Consider the following 15,050-nt stretch of genomic DNA (forward strand, 5'->3'; position numbering starts at 1 on the left):
GCCGATCGCTCAGCGCAGTTCGTCCTTCACCAGGAAGCCGTGCTTCAAGGGATCACGGTCGTCGATGAAGATGGTGTTATAGCCGGTCATGCGCGCCCATCCTTCGATGGACGGCACGATGGCGTCGAAGTCGCCCACCCGCGCACGCGCCTCGACCCGGCCACGAAACAAGGTGCCGATGATGCTCTCGTGGATGAAGTCATCGCCCACGTCCAGCTTGCCCTGCGCCGCCCACTGCGCCATGCGTGCCGACGTACCGGTGCCGCAAGGCGAACGGTCGATGGCCTTGTCGCCGTAGAACACCGCATTGCGCGCATGCGCTTCAGCGTGCTGCGGCACGCCGGTCCACTGCACGTGCGACAGCCCGTTGATGGCGGGGTTTTCCGGATGCACGAACTGGTATTTCGCGCCGAAGGCCTGGCGTACGCGCGGGCTCCAAAGCAGGATGTCCGACGGCTGCACGTGCTCCAGTCCGGGGAAATTCTGCTGCGGCGAAACGATGGCGTAGAAGTTGCCGCCATAGGCCACGTCGGCCACGATGGTCCCCAGGCCTTCGACTTCGGCTTCCAGCCCGCTGGCGAACAGGAAGGACGGCACATTGGTGATGCGCACGCTGTCAACGTAGGCCCCGTCCATCTCGTAACGCGCCTGCACCACGCCGGCGGGCGTATCGATGCGCAGCAGGCCCGGCTCGCGCGGCGTCACCAGGCCACGTTCCAGCGCCATGGTGACCGTGCCTATCGTGCCGTGTCCGCACATCGGCAGGCAGCCCGACGTTTCGATGAACAGGAAAGCGATATCGCAATCCGGCCGCGTCGGCGGATACAGGATGGCGCCGGACATCATGTCGTGGCCGCGCGGCTCGAACATCAGGCCGGTGCGGATCCAGTCGTACTCGCGCAGGAAATGCGCGCGTTTCTCGACCATATTCGCGCCGACCAGGGCCGGTGCGCCACCGGCGACCAGGCGCACGGGATTGCCGCAGGTGTGGCCGTCGACGCAGAAAAAAGTGTGGGAACTCATGGGCGACCTCCGTCTGCCGCGATTCGTTCACGCATGCCCTGAGCCAGATCGACGCGCCGCAACAGCAGCAGTCCGCCCAGGAAGAAAAGGCCGGTGGCAAGAATGGCCAGGCGATGATTACCTTGCGTCAGCCAGGTGATCAGGCCATACGTCAACGGCCCGATCACCGCCGCCAGCTGCACCGAGAAGGTCCACAAGGCAAAGAACTCCGCCTGCCGCCCGGACGGTGCCAGGGAACCTACCATGGCGCGGCCGGCGCTCTGGCTGGTGCCCATGCACAGGCCCGCCAGAAAGGCGGCGATCCAGAACACCGGCACGGTCACGGCGAAATAAGCCACCAGCACCATGGCGATCCAGCCGCACAGGGTCATGGCCAGGGCCCGCTTGTGACCGACGCGGTCCTGCATATAGCCAAACAGAAAAGCCCCCGCCGCCGCCGCGATGTTCACCACGAACACCAGCATCATGGTCTGCTCGGTACGGAAACCCATTGCCTGTTCCGCGTACACCGCCGCCAGCGTGATGACCACCGCCACGCCGGCCTGATAGCAGGTCACGCACATCAACAGCCGGCGAAACTGGACGAAGTGGCTGCGCGTCTCGCGCCAGGCCCGCGCCAGCTGGCCCAGCATGTCGGGGGCGGCGCGGCCCGGCCCGCCGGTGGGCACCGCGCGTTCGCGCAACAGGAAAAATGAGGGCAAGGCCGACAGCGCGAAGACTGCGCACGTCACTACGATGACCCAAGGCACGAACTGCGCCGCGCCCAGACCCTTGGCCTGGGCCAGGGTCACCACCACCAGCGACAGGCCCAGGCTGAGCAGGCCGCCGCAATAGCCGAAACTCCAGCCCCAGCCGGACACGCGTCCCAGCGCATGCGGCCGCGCCAGCTCGGGCAGGAAAGCCGCCACCACTGATTCGCCGATGCAATAGAAATAGTTGGACAGGGCAACGCCGATCAAGGCCAGCCAGACGTCGCCCGGCCCGGCTTGCGTCAGGGTCAGGGTCGCCAGAATGCAGCCCACGGTGCTGGCGAACAGCAGCCGGCGCTTGGCCGCGCGGGCGTCGGCACGCGCGCCCAAGGTGGGCATGGTCAACATGATGGCCAGGTAAGACAGCGACAGCGCGCCGGTCCACGCCAGGGTGGCCCAGTGCTCGCCCTGCCCGACCACGCCGACGAAGTAGGCGCTGAACACCGTGGTCAGGATGACCGTGGTGTAGCCCGAGTTGGCGAAGTCGTACATGGCCCAGGCCCAGACCTCGCGCCGGGTCACGCCTGGATTCAGGCTGGCCGCCGCCAGAGCCGGCGCAGCAACGGCGGCCCCGGCGGGATCACCGGAGTTGCTGGCTTGGCCTGCTTCCGGCGGCGGCGCCGACATCACAGGCCCAGGGCCGCGATGCCGGCTTTGGCGGTGGCGGCATCGTCAGCTGCCTGGACGCCGGACACGCCCACCGCGCCCACCACCACGCCTTGCGCGACGATAGGCACGCCGCCTTCCAGCATGCCCGTCATGGGCGCGGACAGGAAGGCGTAGCGGCCATTATTGATGGAGTCTTCGTAGACCTTGGATTCGCGTCGTCCTACGGCGGCGGTCTGCGCCTTGGCCGGTGCGATCTGGGCCGAGATGGGCGCGGCGCCGTCCAGGCGCAGCATGCCCAGCAGATGGCCGCCGTCATCGGCCACCGCGATCGACACCGCCCATTTGTTGGACCGCGCATGCGCTTCGGCGGCCGCCAGGATCTTCTTGACGTCGTCGGCGGTAAGGACAGGCTTGCTATTCATCTCAGCGATTCCTTGATCAGTTCCAATGCGTTGGGGTCCTCGATCGTCGCCAGGTCGCCGGGATCGCGCCCTTCGCACACCGCCACGATGGCCCGCCGCAATACCTTGCCGGAGCGTGTCTTGGGCAAGGCCGCGACGAACCGGATGCAAGCAGGCCGCGCCACCGCGCCAAGCTGCCGATCGACCACGCGCATCATATCGCCTTCCAGCGCCTGCATGGCCGCGTCGCCTTCGGCCTGCGTGGGGTCCTTCAAGACCACGAAGGCGCGCGCCACCTGCCCTTTCAAGGCATCGGCCACGCCTACCACGGCGCATTCGGCCACACTGGCATGGCTGCTGAGGGACTCCTCGATCTCCCGCGTGCCCAGCCGGTGTCCGGCCACGTTGATGACGTCGTCGGTGCGTCCCAGGATGAACCAGTAGCCATCGTCATCGACCCGCCCCCAGTCGAAGGTCGAATACACCTGGCGCCCCGGGATGGATTCGAAATACGTGCGGACGAAGCGTTCGTCGTCCCCCCAGATCGTGCTCATCGCGCCCGGCGGCAACGGCGGCACGATGGCCACCACGCCCTTTTGCCCCGGCTCCAGGTCCGCCCCGGTGCTTTCGTCCACCACCCGCACGTCATAGCCGTACGTGGGGAACGATGGGCTGCCCAGGCGGGGAGCGGTGCGCTCCACGCCGGGCTGGGCCGACAGGATGGGCCAGCCGCTTTCGGTCTGCCAGTAGTTGTCGATGATGGGCTTGCCCAGGGCCTCGCCGATCCAGCGCGCGGTGGGCTCGTCGAGCGGCTCGCCGGCCAGATAGACCGCGCGCAGCGAAGACAGGTCGTGCCGCTTCAGCAGGTCGGGATCCTGGCGCTTGAGCACCCGCACCGCGGTCGGCGCCGAAAACAGCGTGTTGACCTTGTAGCGTTCGACCAGCTTCCACAGGATGGCGCCGTCGGGCCGTACCGGCGTGCCCTCGTAAAGAATGGTGGTCTGGCCGCCGATCAGGGGCCCGTAGACGATGTAGGAATGGCCCACTACCCAGCCGATATCGCTGGTGCAGAAGAACGTCTCGCCCGGCTTGCCGTTGAAGATGTATTCCATCGACGCGGCCAGGGCGACGGTATAGCCGCCAGTGTCGCGCTGCACCCCCTTGGGTTTGCCGGTGGTGCCCGACGTGTAAAGAATGTAGCTGGGCTCGGACGACTCCAGCCAGGCCACGGGCACGCGTGCGCCCTGGTGCCGCGCGCGCAACTGGGCGTAATCCCATTCGCCCTCGCGCAGTGGCGCGGGCGCCAGGCCCCGGTCGAGCACGATGGCGGCGGCGGGCCGCGACTGACACAGGGTCAGCGCCTCGTCCAGCAAAGGCTTGTAGGCCATGACCTTGCCCCCGCGCGAGCCGGCGTCGGCCGACACGATGACCTTGGGTTGTGCGTCGTCGATGCGCTGCGCCAGATTGTGCGCGGCGAAACCGCCGAACACCACGGAATGGATGGCGCCCAGGCGGGCGCACGCCAGCATGGTGAACACGGCCTCCGGCACCATGGGCATATAGATCAGCACCCGGTCGCCCTTGTCCACACCCTGCTCGCGCAGCATGGCGGCGACCGCATTCACCTCTTCATAAAGCTGCGCCTGCGTATAGGTGCGCTCCTGGTCGACCTCGGTCGATACCCAGATCAGGGCCTGTCTATCCGCCTGAAGGGGGAGCCAGCGATCGACGGCGTTGTAACAGAGATTGGTGGTGCCTCCGACATACCAGCGGGCAAAAGGCAGGCGGCTGTCGTCCAAAGTCCGTTCCGGAGGCGTATCCCAATGAATGCGACCTGCTTCTCTACGCCAAAATTCCTCCCGCTGATGTACAGAGGCGTAATGGAAATCACGGATTTTTTGCACGCTTGTCTCCTGTTATGGTCCCATCTGTTTCAGATTCTGCGGAGTAGTTACATCTTTTCTGTACGCAGTTTCATACACAACTGTACGCAACATTGATAGAATCACGCGGGTTATTACGCATGTTATCAATTTGCGTTTACCTATTTGCGTGAGCTTTTGCGTTAAGCATCCTTCTTAACCCTTACGGCGGTCATCCGTCGTCTTCCAGGCGTCTCAAGCGCCTTCAAGCGAACAATGAACCGATACGGCCACCGTCTGCTCTCACGATTTTTCTCTCCCCTACTCAATACGCGCCTGGCCAGGCTTGGCGGCGTGACGCTCGGCGTCGCGATACTCGCCGGCTGCGCCAACACCGGTACCTCCGAGCGCTACGACTACGCGTCGACCGATCTCGAAGGCTACGAGGCCTCCTGGGCCAACAATTCCGACGATCCCATCGGCATGCTGCTGGCCGAGAAGCTGCGCCGGCCCTCGCGTAGCGCGGGCATGTCCTACAAGACCGGCAACGGCACCGACAATGTACTGCTGGCGGGCGAGGCGTTGAACTACCTTGGCATCCGTTATCGCTTCGGCGGGTCGTCGCCGGCCACCGGTTTCGATTGCAGCGGGCTGGTGTCCTACGTCGCCGAACAGTCGCTGGGTTTGAAGCTACCGCGTAACGCCGCCGATATCTATCAGAAGGTGGGTATGTCGGTGGCGCGCAATGACCTGCAGGTGGGCGACCTGGTGTTCTTCAACACCATGGGCCGCCGGTACTCGCACGTCGGCATCTACCTGGGCGACGATCGCTTCGTCCATTCGCCCAGCGCGGGTGGCAAGGTACGCATCGAGAGCATGGAGCTGGCGTACTGGAGCAAGCGCTACAACGGCGCGCGTCGCATCGACAGCACGCTGATCGCGCAGGCCCGCGCAGGCAACTGAATTTCGTTATGGGCCAAGGCCCAGGAAAGGTAAAGGCCCGTTCCATAGGAACGGGCCTTTTCAATCCGGGGCACAGCGGAGCCGGCTTTGCCGGAACGCCAGTGCCGCCAGTGCCGCCTCCTTGAGGGGGAGGCGCGGAGCGCCTGGGGGCGGGCCCTCCCCCTACCCTTTTCCGGTCATGGACCTCAAAACGCCGTCGCGACGGATCAGGCCGTGGTACAAGGCCGCGGCGAAGTGCGCTACGAAGGTCAGGAAGAACAGATACGCCACCCACCGATGCGCCAGTCGCAGCCAGGCAAACAGCGTCGGATCCGCCGGCAGGATCGCCGGCAACGTCATCCCCGCCCACAGGGTCACCGGATAGCCGCCCGCCGACACCATCGCCCAACCGATCAAGGGCATGGCGATCATCATCCCGTACAACGCCAGATGCGACCCATGCGCGGCCAGTTTCTGCCAGGCCGGCAGATCCGCGGGCAAGGCCGGTGGCCGCGACGTCAGCCGCACCACCAACCGCAGACAGGCCAGGACCAGGATCGCCGCCCCCAGGGGCCGATGCAGCGACAACAAGGTGTCATGCCAGGTCGACACCGTCGCCGTCATCCCCACCCCGATAAACAGCATCGCGACGATCAGCACCGCCATGACCCAATGCAACAGCCGCGCGGGCAAACCAAATACGGTTTTCATCATTTCTTCTCCGTGGACAGGGGAGCCGCGCCGGGAACACCGGCCTCTTCACTGGTGCGCCGCAGATAGGAATCCGCATAGGCCGCCGACCGCGCCGCCAGCAGCGGATCGCCGGAAACCTGGATCCCCGCCGGCAATACCGTCGGGTCGTAATTGACGTCCCTACAGGGGCCACTGTCCTGCGCCGCCACGCTATCGAGCACCAGGGTGCCGGCCTCTACCGTCTGCCTCGATTCAGGCCAGGTCTTGGTCGCGTCGTCCACGACGTCCCCAGGCGCCGCCAGGGTCAGCAGCAGTTTCCAGCGCTGCGGACCGGCCTCGATGCGGCGCGGCAGGTCTTCCCGCAAGACATCGGGGTCGCTGGGTGCAGCCAGTGCGCCGGCGCCATCGGTCTGCTGCGGCACCATCCGCCAGCGCACCGCCTGGCGCGTGCCGTCCTTGTTCACCAGATAGAAGGCGTTCAAGGAGTAATAGGTTTCGGTGGCGAAGCTGGCGCTGGGCTTGGCGGTCTTCACCCAGGCGAGGAACTCGGACATTTCCGGATGTCCGCCGACGAAAGCCTTCATCTTGGCGGGATCGGGCTTGCCGGTCTTGGGGTCGGGCGCGCTCGCCTTCAATTGTTCATAGAAGGCTTGCGGGGTCGCCAGGGGAAACACCGGCATGCTGTTCATGCCGGTCCGCCATTGCTGTCCGTCCGCCGCCGTCAGCCGCAAGGCCATGCTGCGGATCGGCACGCTGCTGTCAGGCGCGTAGGGATTGCCGCCCGGCAAGGCGAAGCGGCCCACCACCGGGGTCTTGCCCGCCGCGAAGAACGGGGCGGTCGAATAGGCGGTGGCCGCGCCATTGCCCTCGAAGTAACCGCCCACGCAGATACCTTTGGCGTGATTGCGCCGGTAGCCCGCATGTTCCCCGCTATTGGCCTGCAAGGCATCGACGACGCGTTTGGGGGTAAGGCGGGCGGGCGCCAGCCAGCCGCCGACATAGCCGAAAGCCAGCACCACGACGACCACGGCGCCGCCTATCGCCACCCAGCGCAGCGTCCGGTTACCCGGATCGCCCCGCGATGTACTCTGATCCATGAAAATTACTCCCGACCCAGAGGGTCTTGTTCAGAACCCCTGTAAGACGAGCCAGGACGCGGTTTATTCCATAGAATATTTTTTCTCATTTGACGGAATAAAAACGCCCGTCGCACGTCTTACTGTTCTGATCCCTGCATCCCCGCCATGCTTTCGACCGACCAAGACGTACAACTGCGTGACCTGATCCCGCGGCTGCGGCGCTTCGCGCTGTGGCTGACGCGGGACGTGCACGCGGCCGACGACCTGGTGCAGTCGACCATGGAGCGGGCGCTGTCACGCTGGTCCAGCCGGCGTGGCGACGACAGTCTGCGCAGCTGGCTGTTCACGATCCTGCACCGGCGCTTTCTGGACAGCCAGCGCAGCGCCAAGCGCCACAGCCGGCTGCTGGGTACCCTGCAGGAAGCGGACGAAGCGCACTGGCCGTCGGCCGAGGACCTGGCCACCACCCGCGCGACGCTCAACGCCTTCAGCGACCTGTCCGCCGACCAGCGTGGCCTGTTGCTGCTCGTGGCGGTCGAGGGGTTTACCTACCAGCAGGTGGCCGACCTGCTGGACGTGCCGATCGGCACGGTGATGTCGCGCCTGTCACGCGCGCGCCAGGCCTTGCGCCAGTTGAGCGACGGCAAGCGGCCGGCGCCTTTATTACGAGTCATGAAATGAGGAATCCCCCTGACGACGACCTTCTCCACGCCTACGTGGACGGCCAGCTCGACCCCGAGGCGCGCAAGGCGGTCGAGCGCGATCTTGCCCGCCATCCCGACCGGGCGGCGCTGGCGCGGCTCTGGATGGCGGACGTGGCTGATCTGCGCGCCGCGCTTGCGGACCTGCCGCCGCCGCCCGCGAGCCGGGCACTCGACCCGGCCGTGATACGGGCGGAACAGGCCGCGCGTAACCGGGTGCGCATGGCTATCGCGGCGTCGCTGGTGCTGTGCCTGGGCCTGGGCAGCCTGGGCGGTTGGCAGGCGCGCGGCTGGCAGACGCAAGTGGCCGAGATGTCCGCACGGGCCCTGCCCATGAGCGACGCGATCGCGGCCTATAAGCTGATGGTGGTCGACCGCAGCGCGCGCATCGATTTCACTGCATCCGACGTGGGTGCGCTGCAGACGTGGCTGGAGCAGAGCGTCGGGCCCAAGGCGAAGCTGCCGGATCTGGGCACGGCGGGTTTCCGTCCGATCGGCGGCCGCCTGTTCGCCACCGAGGGGGGCACGGCGGCCATGGTGCTTTATACGGATGCGGACGGTCGCACGCTGAGCTTCTATGTGCGGCCACCGGAATCCCCGCAGCGGCTGTTGCCGACGGGCAAGCGCACCGATGGGGGCTTGCTGGCCCGCTACGGCACCCTGCATGGCTTGCTGTACGCCGTGGTCGGGCCGGAAGCCAGCGTGGGCGCCAGCGACGTCGCGCGGGTGCTGGACCAGCAGACCTAGGAGCATGGGGCCTGGGGCGTGGGGCATGGCCATGCCCCACGCCCCCCTTCAAAATAAAAAAGGCCGTCGTGTGGGTTGATTTGCAAGATCAGCCCACACGACGGCCCTTGAAGCATCCAGCTACTGCCGAACCCCGCCGCTTAGTGAACCTTGGCGGCGTTGTTGGGATTGTTCGGACACAAGCCGCACTGGCTGAGCGCCTGCTGCATGCTACATACCGAACGGCGGCAGGCCACCACTTTGATGCCTGCGCGCTGGGCCGAATGGCGGAACGTCTTCATGACGTTGTGGCCAAGAAAGTCGGTCAGCAGAATCACCAGCTGCGTGCCCGTGGGCAGCGACAGACCGCGTTTCTGATGTGAAGGATCACGGCCGCTGATGTGGTGCGTGATCGAAATGTTGTGTCCCTTCAGCAGGTCCGGGATATTGCCTAGCCGGTCCGCCCCCACTACTACTGCGCTTAGTCCCGCCATGAGAATTCCCTCGTTGCGTCGTTGAAGTGGAATTAATGATAATGATTCTTGTTTGTTTGAGCAAGTAAATGAGAAGACTTCTTATTTATATTTTTTATTGAAATGGCGGAGGCATAGTGGAAAGAATGTTGCAGATCCCTGGGGGGGACCGCCGCCGCCCCAGGGGCGGCGGCGTAACGGCGAAAGGTTTCAGCCGCGGAACGCAAAACGGGCGCCACCATCCCTGGCAGCGCCCGTCACGGGCATAACTTAAGAACCGGATAAGCGGGGCACCGCGGAGCCGGGCCCCCCGGGCCGCGGGTGCGCCCCCCTGGGGGGAGGAGCGCAGCGACTCGGGGGGGGGGCCTACTCCGACTGTCCCTGGACGGCCTTCGAGACGACGTTGCGGGTCAGCGCCGGGGTCAGCATCTCGATGAAGGTGTAGACGTAATCGCGCAGGAAGACACCCGACTTCACACCGACCCGGGTCGTGTGCGTGCCGAACAGATGCCCCACGGGCAGGCCGATCAGCCCGGAGTCCCGCCGCGGATCGTAGGCGACGCCGGCGATGATGCCGATGCCCAGGCCGACGTCCACGTACGTCTTGATCACGTCGGCGTCGATGGCCTCCAGCACGATGTCCGGGTGGATGCTCTGGCTGGCGAACACTTCATCGATCGTCGAACGGCCGGTAAAGGCACGGTCGTACGTGACGATGGGGAAAGCCGCCAATTGCTCCAGGGTCAGCCGCTTGGCCTCGCTGGACTTCAGCTCGGCCAGCGGGTGATCCGGCCGCACCACCACGGTGTGCTCCCAGGTATAGCAAGGCATGGTCGCCAGCCCGGGGGTCAAGGCCAGGGATTCCGTGGCGATCGCCAGGTCGGCCTGCTCATGCAGCACCATTTCCGCGAGCTGCGACGGGCTGCCTTCGGCCAGGGACAGATGCACCTTGGGGAATTGCTTGCGGAACGCCGGGATCACGCGCGGCAACAGGTAACGCGCCTGCGTATGGGTACACGCGATCACCAGACCGCCCTCATCGCGCCGGGCAAATTCATCACTGACCTTCTTCAGGTTGTCGACTTCGCGCATGATGCGGTCGATCACCTGCGACACGGCCAGGCCGGGCTTGGTCAAGCCCTTGATGCGCTTGCCATGACGCTCGAAAATCTTGACGCCAAGCTCATCCTCGAATTCGATGATGGCCTTGGAAACCCCAGGTTGGGACGTATAAAGCATCCGCGCGGCTTCGGTAAGGTTGAAGTCGCGGCGGATGGTTTCTCTGACGAAGCGAAATTGTTGCAGGTTCATGAGGGGTTCCTGATCTGGAACCCAATTATAGGTAATAAAGAAGCCTTTCCAAATTCCATATTCGTATAAGCTTAGCTCTGCCGGAAGCCTGTCGACAGCCAATTTCAGCGGGCCGAGGGGGTCCATGGGCGACAATTGACTCCCGCCGGGGGATCAGGAGCAGCTAGCCGGATCCTGGAGACACCAGCCGGCACAAGTCACTTCTAAAACGAAAACAGATGGCCAGAAACAGTGCGCATGCCCCGTTGTTATGGATAGTGGCCGCCGGCTTCTTCATGCAGACGCTGGACACCACGATAGTGAACACCGCGCTGCCGGCGATCGCCACCGACCTGGGCGTCACGGCGCTGGCGCTCAAGCCGGTGGTGGTGGCCTACATGATCACCATGGCGATGATCATGCCAGCGTCGGGCTGGCTGGCTGACCGCTACGGCAGCCGCAATGTGTACTTCGCCACCATTCTGACGTTTGTCGTGGGGTCGCTGCTGTGCGCCCTTTCCAATTCGCCGACTCAACTGGTCATGGCGCGCGTGCTACAAGGCGCGGGGGCGTCCATGCTGCTGCCGATCGGACGGCTGACCGTGCTGCGCACCGTCTCCCCCAGGGAGTTCATTTCAGCGCTGGCGTTCATGGCCATAGGCGGGCAGATCGGCCCCATATTCGGGCCCGTGCTGGGCGGCATCTTCGTGCAGGCGCTCAGCTGGCACTGGATCTTCCTGATCAACGTCCCGGTTGGGCTGATCGGCCTCTGGGCCGTGCGCCGGTATATGCCCGCGCAGCGGCTGGAGGACACGCCGCGCTTCGACTTCCTGGGCTGTGTCTTATTGGCCGCCTGCCTGGTGGCTTTCTCGGTGGCGCTGGACGTCCCCGCCGCCGATCACCAGGCCGCCTGGGCCACCGGGTTGATCGTCTTAAGCGGGCTGGCGGCGCTGGCCTACTACGCGCAAGCGCGCCGACGGGCGTTTCCCCTGTTTCCCTTGAGCCTGTTTCAAGAAACCAACTACACGGTGGGCATCGCCGGCAATCTGGTCTGCCGCATCGGCGCGGCGGCCGTGCCCTTCCTGCTGCCCTTGATGATGCAGTTGGGCATGGGCTACACGCCGCTGCATTCCGGCCTGATGCTGGTTCCCGTCGCCGCCGCGGGCGCCGTCTCGAAATCCTGGGTCTCGCCCCTGATCCTGCGTTTTGGCTACGAGCGCTTCCTGGTCGCCAACACGGTTTTCGTGGGCTTCTGGATCATCTCCTTCGCGCTGTTCTCCCCGACGTGGCCCTTGTGGTTGCAGATCCTCCAGCTGGCCGCGTTCGGTCTTGGCAACTCCATGCAGTTCTCCGCGATGAACAGCGTCACGCTGACCTCGCTAAGTCCGCAGCAGGCTGGCCCGGGCAATAGCCTTTTCTCCATGTTCCAGATGGTGGCGATGGGATTGGGCGTGACGGTGGGCGGCGGTCTGGTGACGTTGATCGCAGGCCCCGAGCGGCATCTGGCGCCGGCCTTCACGTGGGCCTTCGTTTGCGTGGGTCTGATTACCTGGCTGTCGGCATTGGTGTGGCTGCGCCTGGACAACAAGCGGCTGGACCAGGTGGTCAAGCAGGCAGAGCCGGCGTCCAAGGCGGCCTGACGCGCGATGAGTCCACGCAATGCATCGGCGCAAGAGCGGCTGATTTCCTGGTTTTATAGCGGCGACACCCTGCGGGGCCGTCGCGTCAGCGACACCGTGTTGTCCGGCGTGGTCGACGTGCCCGCGCCGCCTGCCCGGCTGCTGGCCGATTGGAAAAGGGAGATTTCGACGCGCCTGGTTCTGGAACCAGGGGACGTTGAATCCATGCCGTTGGCACGCGCACGGGCGCGCTGGCCGGACTATGGCCGCTGCGTACAGGCGGCAGCGGCGTGGACCGGCGCGCAGGGCCTGCCTGGCCTGCTCGCCGCCAGCGATGTCGCGCTGATGGCCTGCCGGGGCGCGCGCTTCCATCATGATGGTGAGCAATACGGCAGCGCGGCGTTTTGCAATCTGTTCATGAGCGAAGACCGGGGCCTGGACGTCCTGTTCCCCGCGACGGGCCACCGTATTCCTTTGCACCGAGGAACGGTGTTGGTATTCGACACCTGCCAACCGCACGGCGTCGTGCCACGCGGGCGCGACCGCTTCGACGAAGTGGATTTCGCGTCCGACCAGAACAACGTCCAGCTTTTCCTCACCTGGGAACTGCCCATCGAAGACCCCCTCGTGGCGCAAACCCTCCAGATCCAGTTCGACGTGCCCTCACCTCCCGCCCCACAGCAGGAGCAAGTCTGCATCAACGGCGAACCTGCCGTAGTTTGTCCACATTCGGGAAGATGGCGTCAGCGTCTCGCTCCGTGATTTCACCTTCGGTATTGCCACCAGTTCACGCGATAAACAGCCCCTGGTTTTCCTCGAATAGCTGGATCACTGCGTCTACGACCGTGCGGACGGCGATGTTCTTGCGGTCGAGGCGGCGGGTCAGGAGCCAGATTTCACGGGACGGCGGGGTCGCTGGCATGGGGTGGTGCCGTAGTCTGGTGTCCTGGCGGCCAATGTAGTGCGGCAGCAGCGCCAGGCCGACGCCGGTGCGGGCGGCGATGGCCTGGCCGACCTGGTTGTTGGCGCGGAACGCTACGCGCGCTTGCGGATGTTGACGCGCCAGCCATACCGCTTCCGGCAGATCGGCATTGATTTCATCGAAGCCGACAAAGACCGGCTCGTCGCCCTCCTTGATCCGTCGGCACACTTCAGGTGTGCCGTAAAACCCATAGGCCATGCTGCCCAAGGGCTTGGCGACCACATCGCCATCCGTCGGCCGCCCCAGACGGATGGCGATGTCGGCGACATGGCGGTCCAGGCTGACCGCCCTTACGTCAGCAGCCAGGTCGATATCCAGGCCGGGAAAACGGCCCGGTATCAGCGCCATCCGCTCGATCAGGAAGCCCATGGCCAAAGCTGGTGGAGCGTTGACACGCACCAGCCCGCGCGGCGTTCCGTCCTGCCCGCCCCGGCCCAGCGTCTGCATCGCGCTTTCCATATCGCCAGCCGCCGCCAGCATGCGATGCCCGGCGGGCGTCAGCACATAGCCCGATGGGCGGCGCTCGGCCAGCTTTTCCCCAAACGTTGCCTCCAACGACCGCAGCCGGCGCGCGATGGTCGCGTGATTGACCGCCAGCAACCGCGCCGCCGCCGAAAGACTGCCATGACGTCCCAACGCCAAAAAGACGCGAACATCCTGCCAATCCAGCTCTGTGCGTTTTTTCTCAGTCATTGATAAAGGATAGCGAATTCCGCACAGCGTCGCACGCGCCTATCTTTGCACTCACACCTCTCAAACCCGCCCAGCCGGCAACCCTGTGTCGGCATCGTGCAAGGAGCGCATCATGAGCAACACCCACACCACCCCCAAGGTCGCCATCGTTACCGGCGCGTCGCAAGGCCTCGGCGCTGGCATCGCCCTGGCCTACCGCAAGCTTGACTATGCCGTCGTCGCCAACTCCCGCAACATCGCCCCATCCAGCGACGACACGCTGGTCACGGTCGCAGGTGACATCGGTGACCGCGCCACCGCGCGCAAGATCGTCGACACCGCCATCGAACGCTTCGGCCGAATCGACACCCTGATCAACAACGCAGGCATCTTCATCAGCAAGCCCTTCACCGATTACACGGTCGAGGACTACACCCAGGCCCTGCACGTGAACCTGGATGGTTTCTTTCACATCACCCAAGCCGTGCTGCCCCATATGCTGCGGCAGGAAAGCGGCCATATCGTGCAGATCACCACGACGCTGGTCAACCAGGCCATCGCTGGCGTGTCCGCGGGGCTGGCCTCGCTGACCAAGGGCGGACTGGACGCCGCCACCCGTGGTCTGGCGATCGAATACGCCAAGCAAGGCATACGCGTGAATGCCGTGGCACCCGGCATCGTCAAGACACCGATGCACCCGGCGCAAACGCACGAAGTCCTGGCCCGGCTGCATCCCATGGGCCGGATGGGCGAGATCGACGACATCGTCGAGGCGGTGCTGTATCTTGAACGCGCCGGCTTCGTCACTGGTGAAACGTTGAATGTCGACGGCGGCCAGCACGCCGGCCGCTGGTAATCGCATGCTGGCGATCATCCCTTGATGATCACCCGTAACTTCGCTGCGATCCACTGCGTTACAGACCATCCAGGAGGTCCGCCATGCCCTACGTCAACATCAAAGTCACCCGCGAAGGCACCACGCCCGGTGCCACTGCCACCACAGCGGCGCAGAAGCAAGCCCTGATCAAGGGTGTCAGCGATCTGCTCTTCGAGGTCCTCGGCAAGCCGCAAGCCTCGACCTTCGTCGTCATTGATGAAGTGGAGATGGAAAACTGGGGCGTCGGCGGCGTCACGGTGCCCGAATACCGCGCGAAGCAGCGCGGGGGCGCGGCAGAGCCAGGGAAGAAGGATAGCTAGTCCATGCTGTCCTGACAAGCCGCGACCCGCAC

The 15,050-nt window shown here is 65.0% G+C and carries 15 protein-coding genes and 1 pseudogene; 7 read left to right on the forward strand and 9 right to left on the reverse strand.

Translation table 11 applies throughout. The features are described from left to right. Window positions 1-9 precede the first annotated feature (9 nt). The 4 genes from ASB57_RS13890 to ASB57_RS13905 are packed head-to-tail and all read right to left on the reverse strand — an operon-like array spanning window position 10 to window position 4,686. Window positions 10-1,023, reverse strand: coding sequence for a 4-hydroxyproline epimerase (locus tag ASB57_RS13890; RefSeq protein ID WP_057652761.1), 1,014 nt, complete (start codon window positions 1,021-1,023; stop codon window positions 10-12). Then, window positions 1,020-2,399 (reverse strand): MFS transporter, encoded by a 1,380-nt coding sequence (locus ASB57_RS13895; RefSeq protein WP_156414165.1) that lies wholly within the window; start codon window positions 2,397-2,399, stop codon window positions 1,020-1,022. The genes ASB57_RS13890 and ASB57_RS13895 overlap by 4 nt, the downstream gene beginning before the upstream one ends. Next, window positions 2,399-2,803 (reverse strand): heme-binding protein, encoded by a 405-nt coding sequence (locus ASB57_RS13900; RefSeq protein ID WP_057652762.1) that lies wholly within the window; start codon window positions 2,801-2,803, stop codon window positions 2,399-2,401. Before ASB57_RS13900 ends, ASB57_RS13895 begins: the two co-directional genes overlap by 1 nt. Further along, complete coding sequence (locus ASB57_RS13905) at window positions 2,800-4,686, reverse strand: propionate--CoA ligase (protein ID WP_057652763.1); 1,887 nt, start codon at window positions 4,684-4,686, stop codon at window positions 2,800-2,802. Before ASB57_RS13905 ends, ASB57_RS13900 begins: the two co-directional genes overlap by 4 nt. Window positions 4,687-4,920: 234 nt before the next feature. Here ASB57_RS13905 and ASB57_RS13910 point away from each other — a divergent pair, with 234 nt between their 5' ends. After that, on the forward strand, window positions 4,921-5,607 hold the full coding sequence (locus tag ASB57_RS13910; RefSeq protein ID WP_057652764.1) for a C40 family peptidase: 687 nt from the start codon (window positions 4,921-4,923) through the stop codon (window positions 5,605-5,607). A gap of 162 nt (window positions 5,608-5,769) precedes the next feature. On the opposite strand, the gene ASB57_RS13915 is transcribed toward ASB57_RS13910, so the two are convergent. Next, on the reverse strand, window positions 5,770-6,300 hold the full coding sequence (locus ASB57_RS13915) for a cytochrome b (RefSeq protein ID WP_156414166.1): 531 nt from the start codon (window positions 6,298-6,300) through the stop codon (window positions 5,770-5,772). Beyond that, window positions 6,297-7,376, reverse strand: a complete 1,080-nt coding sequence (locus tag ASB57_RS13920; RefSeq protein ID WP_057652766.1) for a catalase family peroxidase — start codon at window positions 7,374-7,376, stop codon at window positions 6,297-6,299. The genes ASB57_RS13915 and ASB57_RS13920 overlap by 4 nt, the downstream gene beginning before the upstream one ends. A 147-nt stretch (window positions 7,377-7,523) precedes the next feature. On the opposite strand from ASB57_RS13920, the gene ASB57_RS13925 reads away from it, so the two are divergent. After that, entirely contained in the window at window positions 7,524-8,039 is a 516-nt protein-coding gene (locus ASB57_RS13925) for a sigma-70 family RNA polymerase sigma factor (protein ID WP_057652767.1), read from the forward strand. Further along, on the forward strand, window positions 8,036-8,806 hold the full coding sequence (locus ASB57_RS13930; protein WP_057652768.1) for an anti-sigma factor: 771 nt from the start codon (window positions 8,036-8,038) through the stop codon (window positions 8,804-8,806). The genes ASB57_RS13925 and ASB57_RS13930 overlap by 4 nt, the downstream gene beginning before the upstream one ends. Before the next feature lie 140 nt (window positions 8,807-8,946). On the opposite strand, the gene ASB57_RS13935 is transcribed toward ASB57_RS13930, so the two are convergent. Continuing rightward, a complete protein-coding gene (locus ASB57_RS13935; protein ID WP_057652769.1) occupies window positions 8,947-9,279 on the reverse strand; it encodes a DUF2325 domain-containing protein in 333 nt (110 codons plus the stop codon). Window positions 9,280-9,624: 345 nt separating this feature from the next. Beyond that, window positions 9,625-10,569 carry a CysB family HTH-type transcriptional regulator gene (locus ASB57_RS13940; protein ID WP_057652770.1) on the reverse strand — a complete coding sequence of 315 codons (945 nt, stop codon included), beginning with the start codon at window positions 10,567-10,569 and terminating at the stop codon, window positions 9,625-9,627. A gap of 206 nt (window positions 10,570-10,775) precedes the next feature. Between ASB57_RS13940 and ASB57_RS13945 the strand changes: the two are divergent. Together ASB57_RS13945 and ASB57_RS13950 are read left to right on the forward strand one after the other, a co-directional pair. Continuing rightward, window positions 10,776-12,188, forward strand: a pseudogene (locus ASB57_RS13945) (MFS transporter); the annotation flags it as partial. A 6-nt stretch (window positions 12,189-12,194) separates the two neighbouring features. Next, window positions 12,195-12,929: a hypothetical protein gene (locus tag ASB57_RS13950; RefSeq protein WP_057652772.1), complete on the forward strand. Its 735-nt coding sequence runs from the start codon at window positions 12,195-12,197 to the stop codon at window positions 12,927-12,929. 25 nt (window positions 12,930-12,954) lie between these two features. On the opposite strand, the gene ASB57_RS13955 is transcribed toward ASB57_RS13950, so the two are convergent. Beyond that, window positions 12,955-13,842 (reverse strand): LysR family transcriptional regulator, encoded by an 888-nt coding sequence (locus ASB57_RS13955; RefSeq protein ID WP_057652773.1) that lies wholly within the window; start codon window positions 13,840-13,842, stop codon window positions 12,955-12,957. Between the two features lie 112 nt (window positions 13,843-13,954). Between ASB57_RS13955 and ASB57_RS13960 the strand changes: the two genes are divergently transcribed. After that, window positions 13,955-14,677, forward strand: coding sequence for an SDR family NAD(P)-dependent oxidoreductase (locus ASB57_RS13960; RefSeq protein WP_057652774.1), 723 nt, complete (start codon window positions 13,955-13,957; stop codon window positions 14,675-14,677). An 83-nt stretch (window positions 14,678-14,760) separates the two neighbouring features. Then, window positions 14,761-15,018, forward strand: coding sequence for a 4-oxalocrotonate tautomerase family protein (locus ASB57_RS13965; protein ID WP_057652775.1), 258 nt, complete (start codon window positions 14,761-14,763; stop codon window positions 15,016-15,018). Window positions 15,019-15,050 lie beyond the last annotated feature (32 nt).

Origin of the sequence: Bordetella sp. N (assembly GCF_001433395.1) — a bacterium.
Classification (GTDB): domain Bacteria; phylum Pseudomonadota; class Gammaproteobacteria; order Burkholderiales; family Burkholderiaceae_B; genus Bordetella_C.

Excerpts from the sequence above, each read along its gene's own strand:
- ASB57_RS13890 (WP_057652761.1), bottom strand. The coding sequence starts at position 1,023 with ATGAGTTCCCACACTTTTTTCTGCGTCGACGGCCACACCTGCGGCAAT.
- ASB57_RS13895 (WP_156414165.1), bottom strand. The coding sequence starts at position 2,399 with ATGTCGGCGCCGCCGCCGGAAGCAGGCCAAGCCAGCAACTCCGGTGAT.
- ASB57_RS13900 (WP_057652762.1), bottom strand. The coding sequence starts at position 2,803 with ATGAATAGCAAGCCTGTCCTTACCGCCGACGACGTCAAGAAGATCCTG.
- ASB57_RS13910 (WP_057652764.1), top strand. The coding sequence starts at position 4,921 with ATGAACCGATACGGCCACCGTCTGCTCTCACGATTTTTCTCTCCCCTA.
- ASB57_RS13915 (WP_156414166.1), bottom strand. The coding sequence starts at position 6,300 with ATGATGAAAACCGTATTTGGTTTGCCCGCGCGGCTGTTGCATTGGGTC.
- ASB57_RS13920 (WP_057652766.1), bottom strand. The coding sequence starts at position 7,376 with ATGGATCAGAGTACATCGCGGGGCGATCCGGGTAACCGGACGCTGCGC.
- ASB57_RS13925 (WP_057652767.1), top strand. The coding sequence starts at position 7,524 with ATGCTTTCGACCGACCAAGACGTACAACTGCGTGACCTGATCCCGCGG.
- ASB57_RS13930 (WP_057652768.1), top strand. The coding sequence starts at position 8,036 with ATGAGGAATCCCCCTGACGACGACCTTCTCCACGCCTACGTGGACGGC.
- ASB57_RS13935 (WP_057652769.1), bottom strand. The coding sequence starts at position 9,279 with ATGGCGGGACTAAGCGCAGTAGTAGTGGGGGCGGACCGGCTAGGCAAT.
- ASB57_RS13940 (WP_057652770.1), bottom strand. The coding sequence starts at position 10,569 with ATGAACCTGCAACAATTTCGCTTCGTCAGAGAAACCATCCGCCGCGAC.
- ASB57_RS13950 (WP_057652772.1), top strand. The coding sequence starts at position 12,195 with ATGAGTCCACGCAATGCATCGGCGCAAGAGCGGCTGATTTCCTGGTTT.
- ASB57_RS13955 (WP_057652773.1), bottom strand. The coding sequence starts at position 13,842 with ATGACTGAGAAAAAACGCACAGAGCTGGATTGGCAGGATGTTCGCGTC.
- ASB57_RS13960 (WP_057652774.1), top strand. The coding sequence starts at position 13,955 with ATGAGCAACACCCACACCACCCCCAAGGTCGCCATCGTTACCGGCGCG.
- ASB57_RS13965 (WP_057652775.1), top strand. The coding sequence starts at position 14,761 with ATGCCCTACGTCAACATCAAAGTCACCCGCGAAGGCACCACGCCCGGT.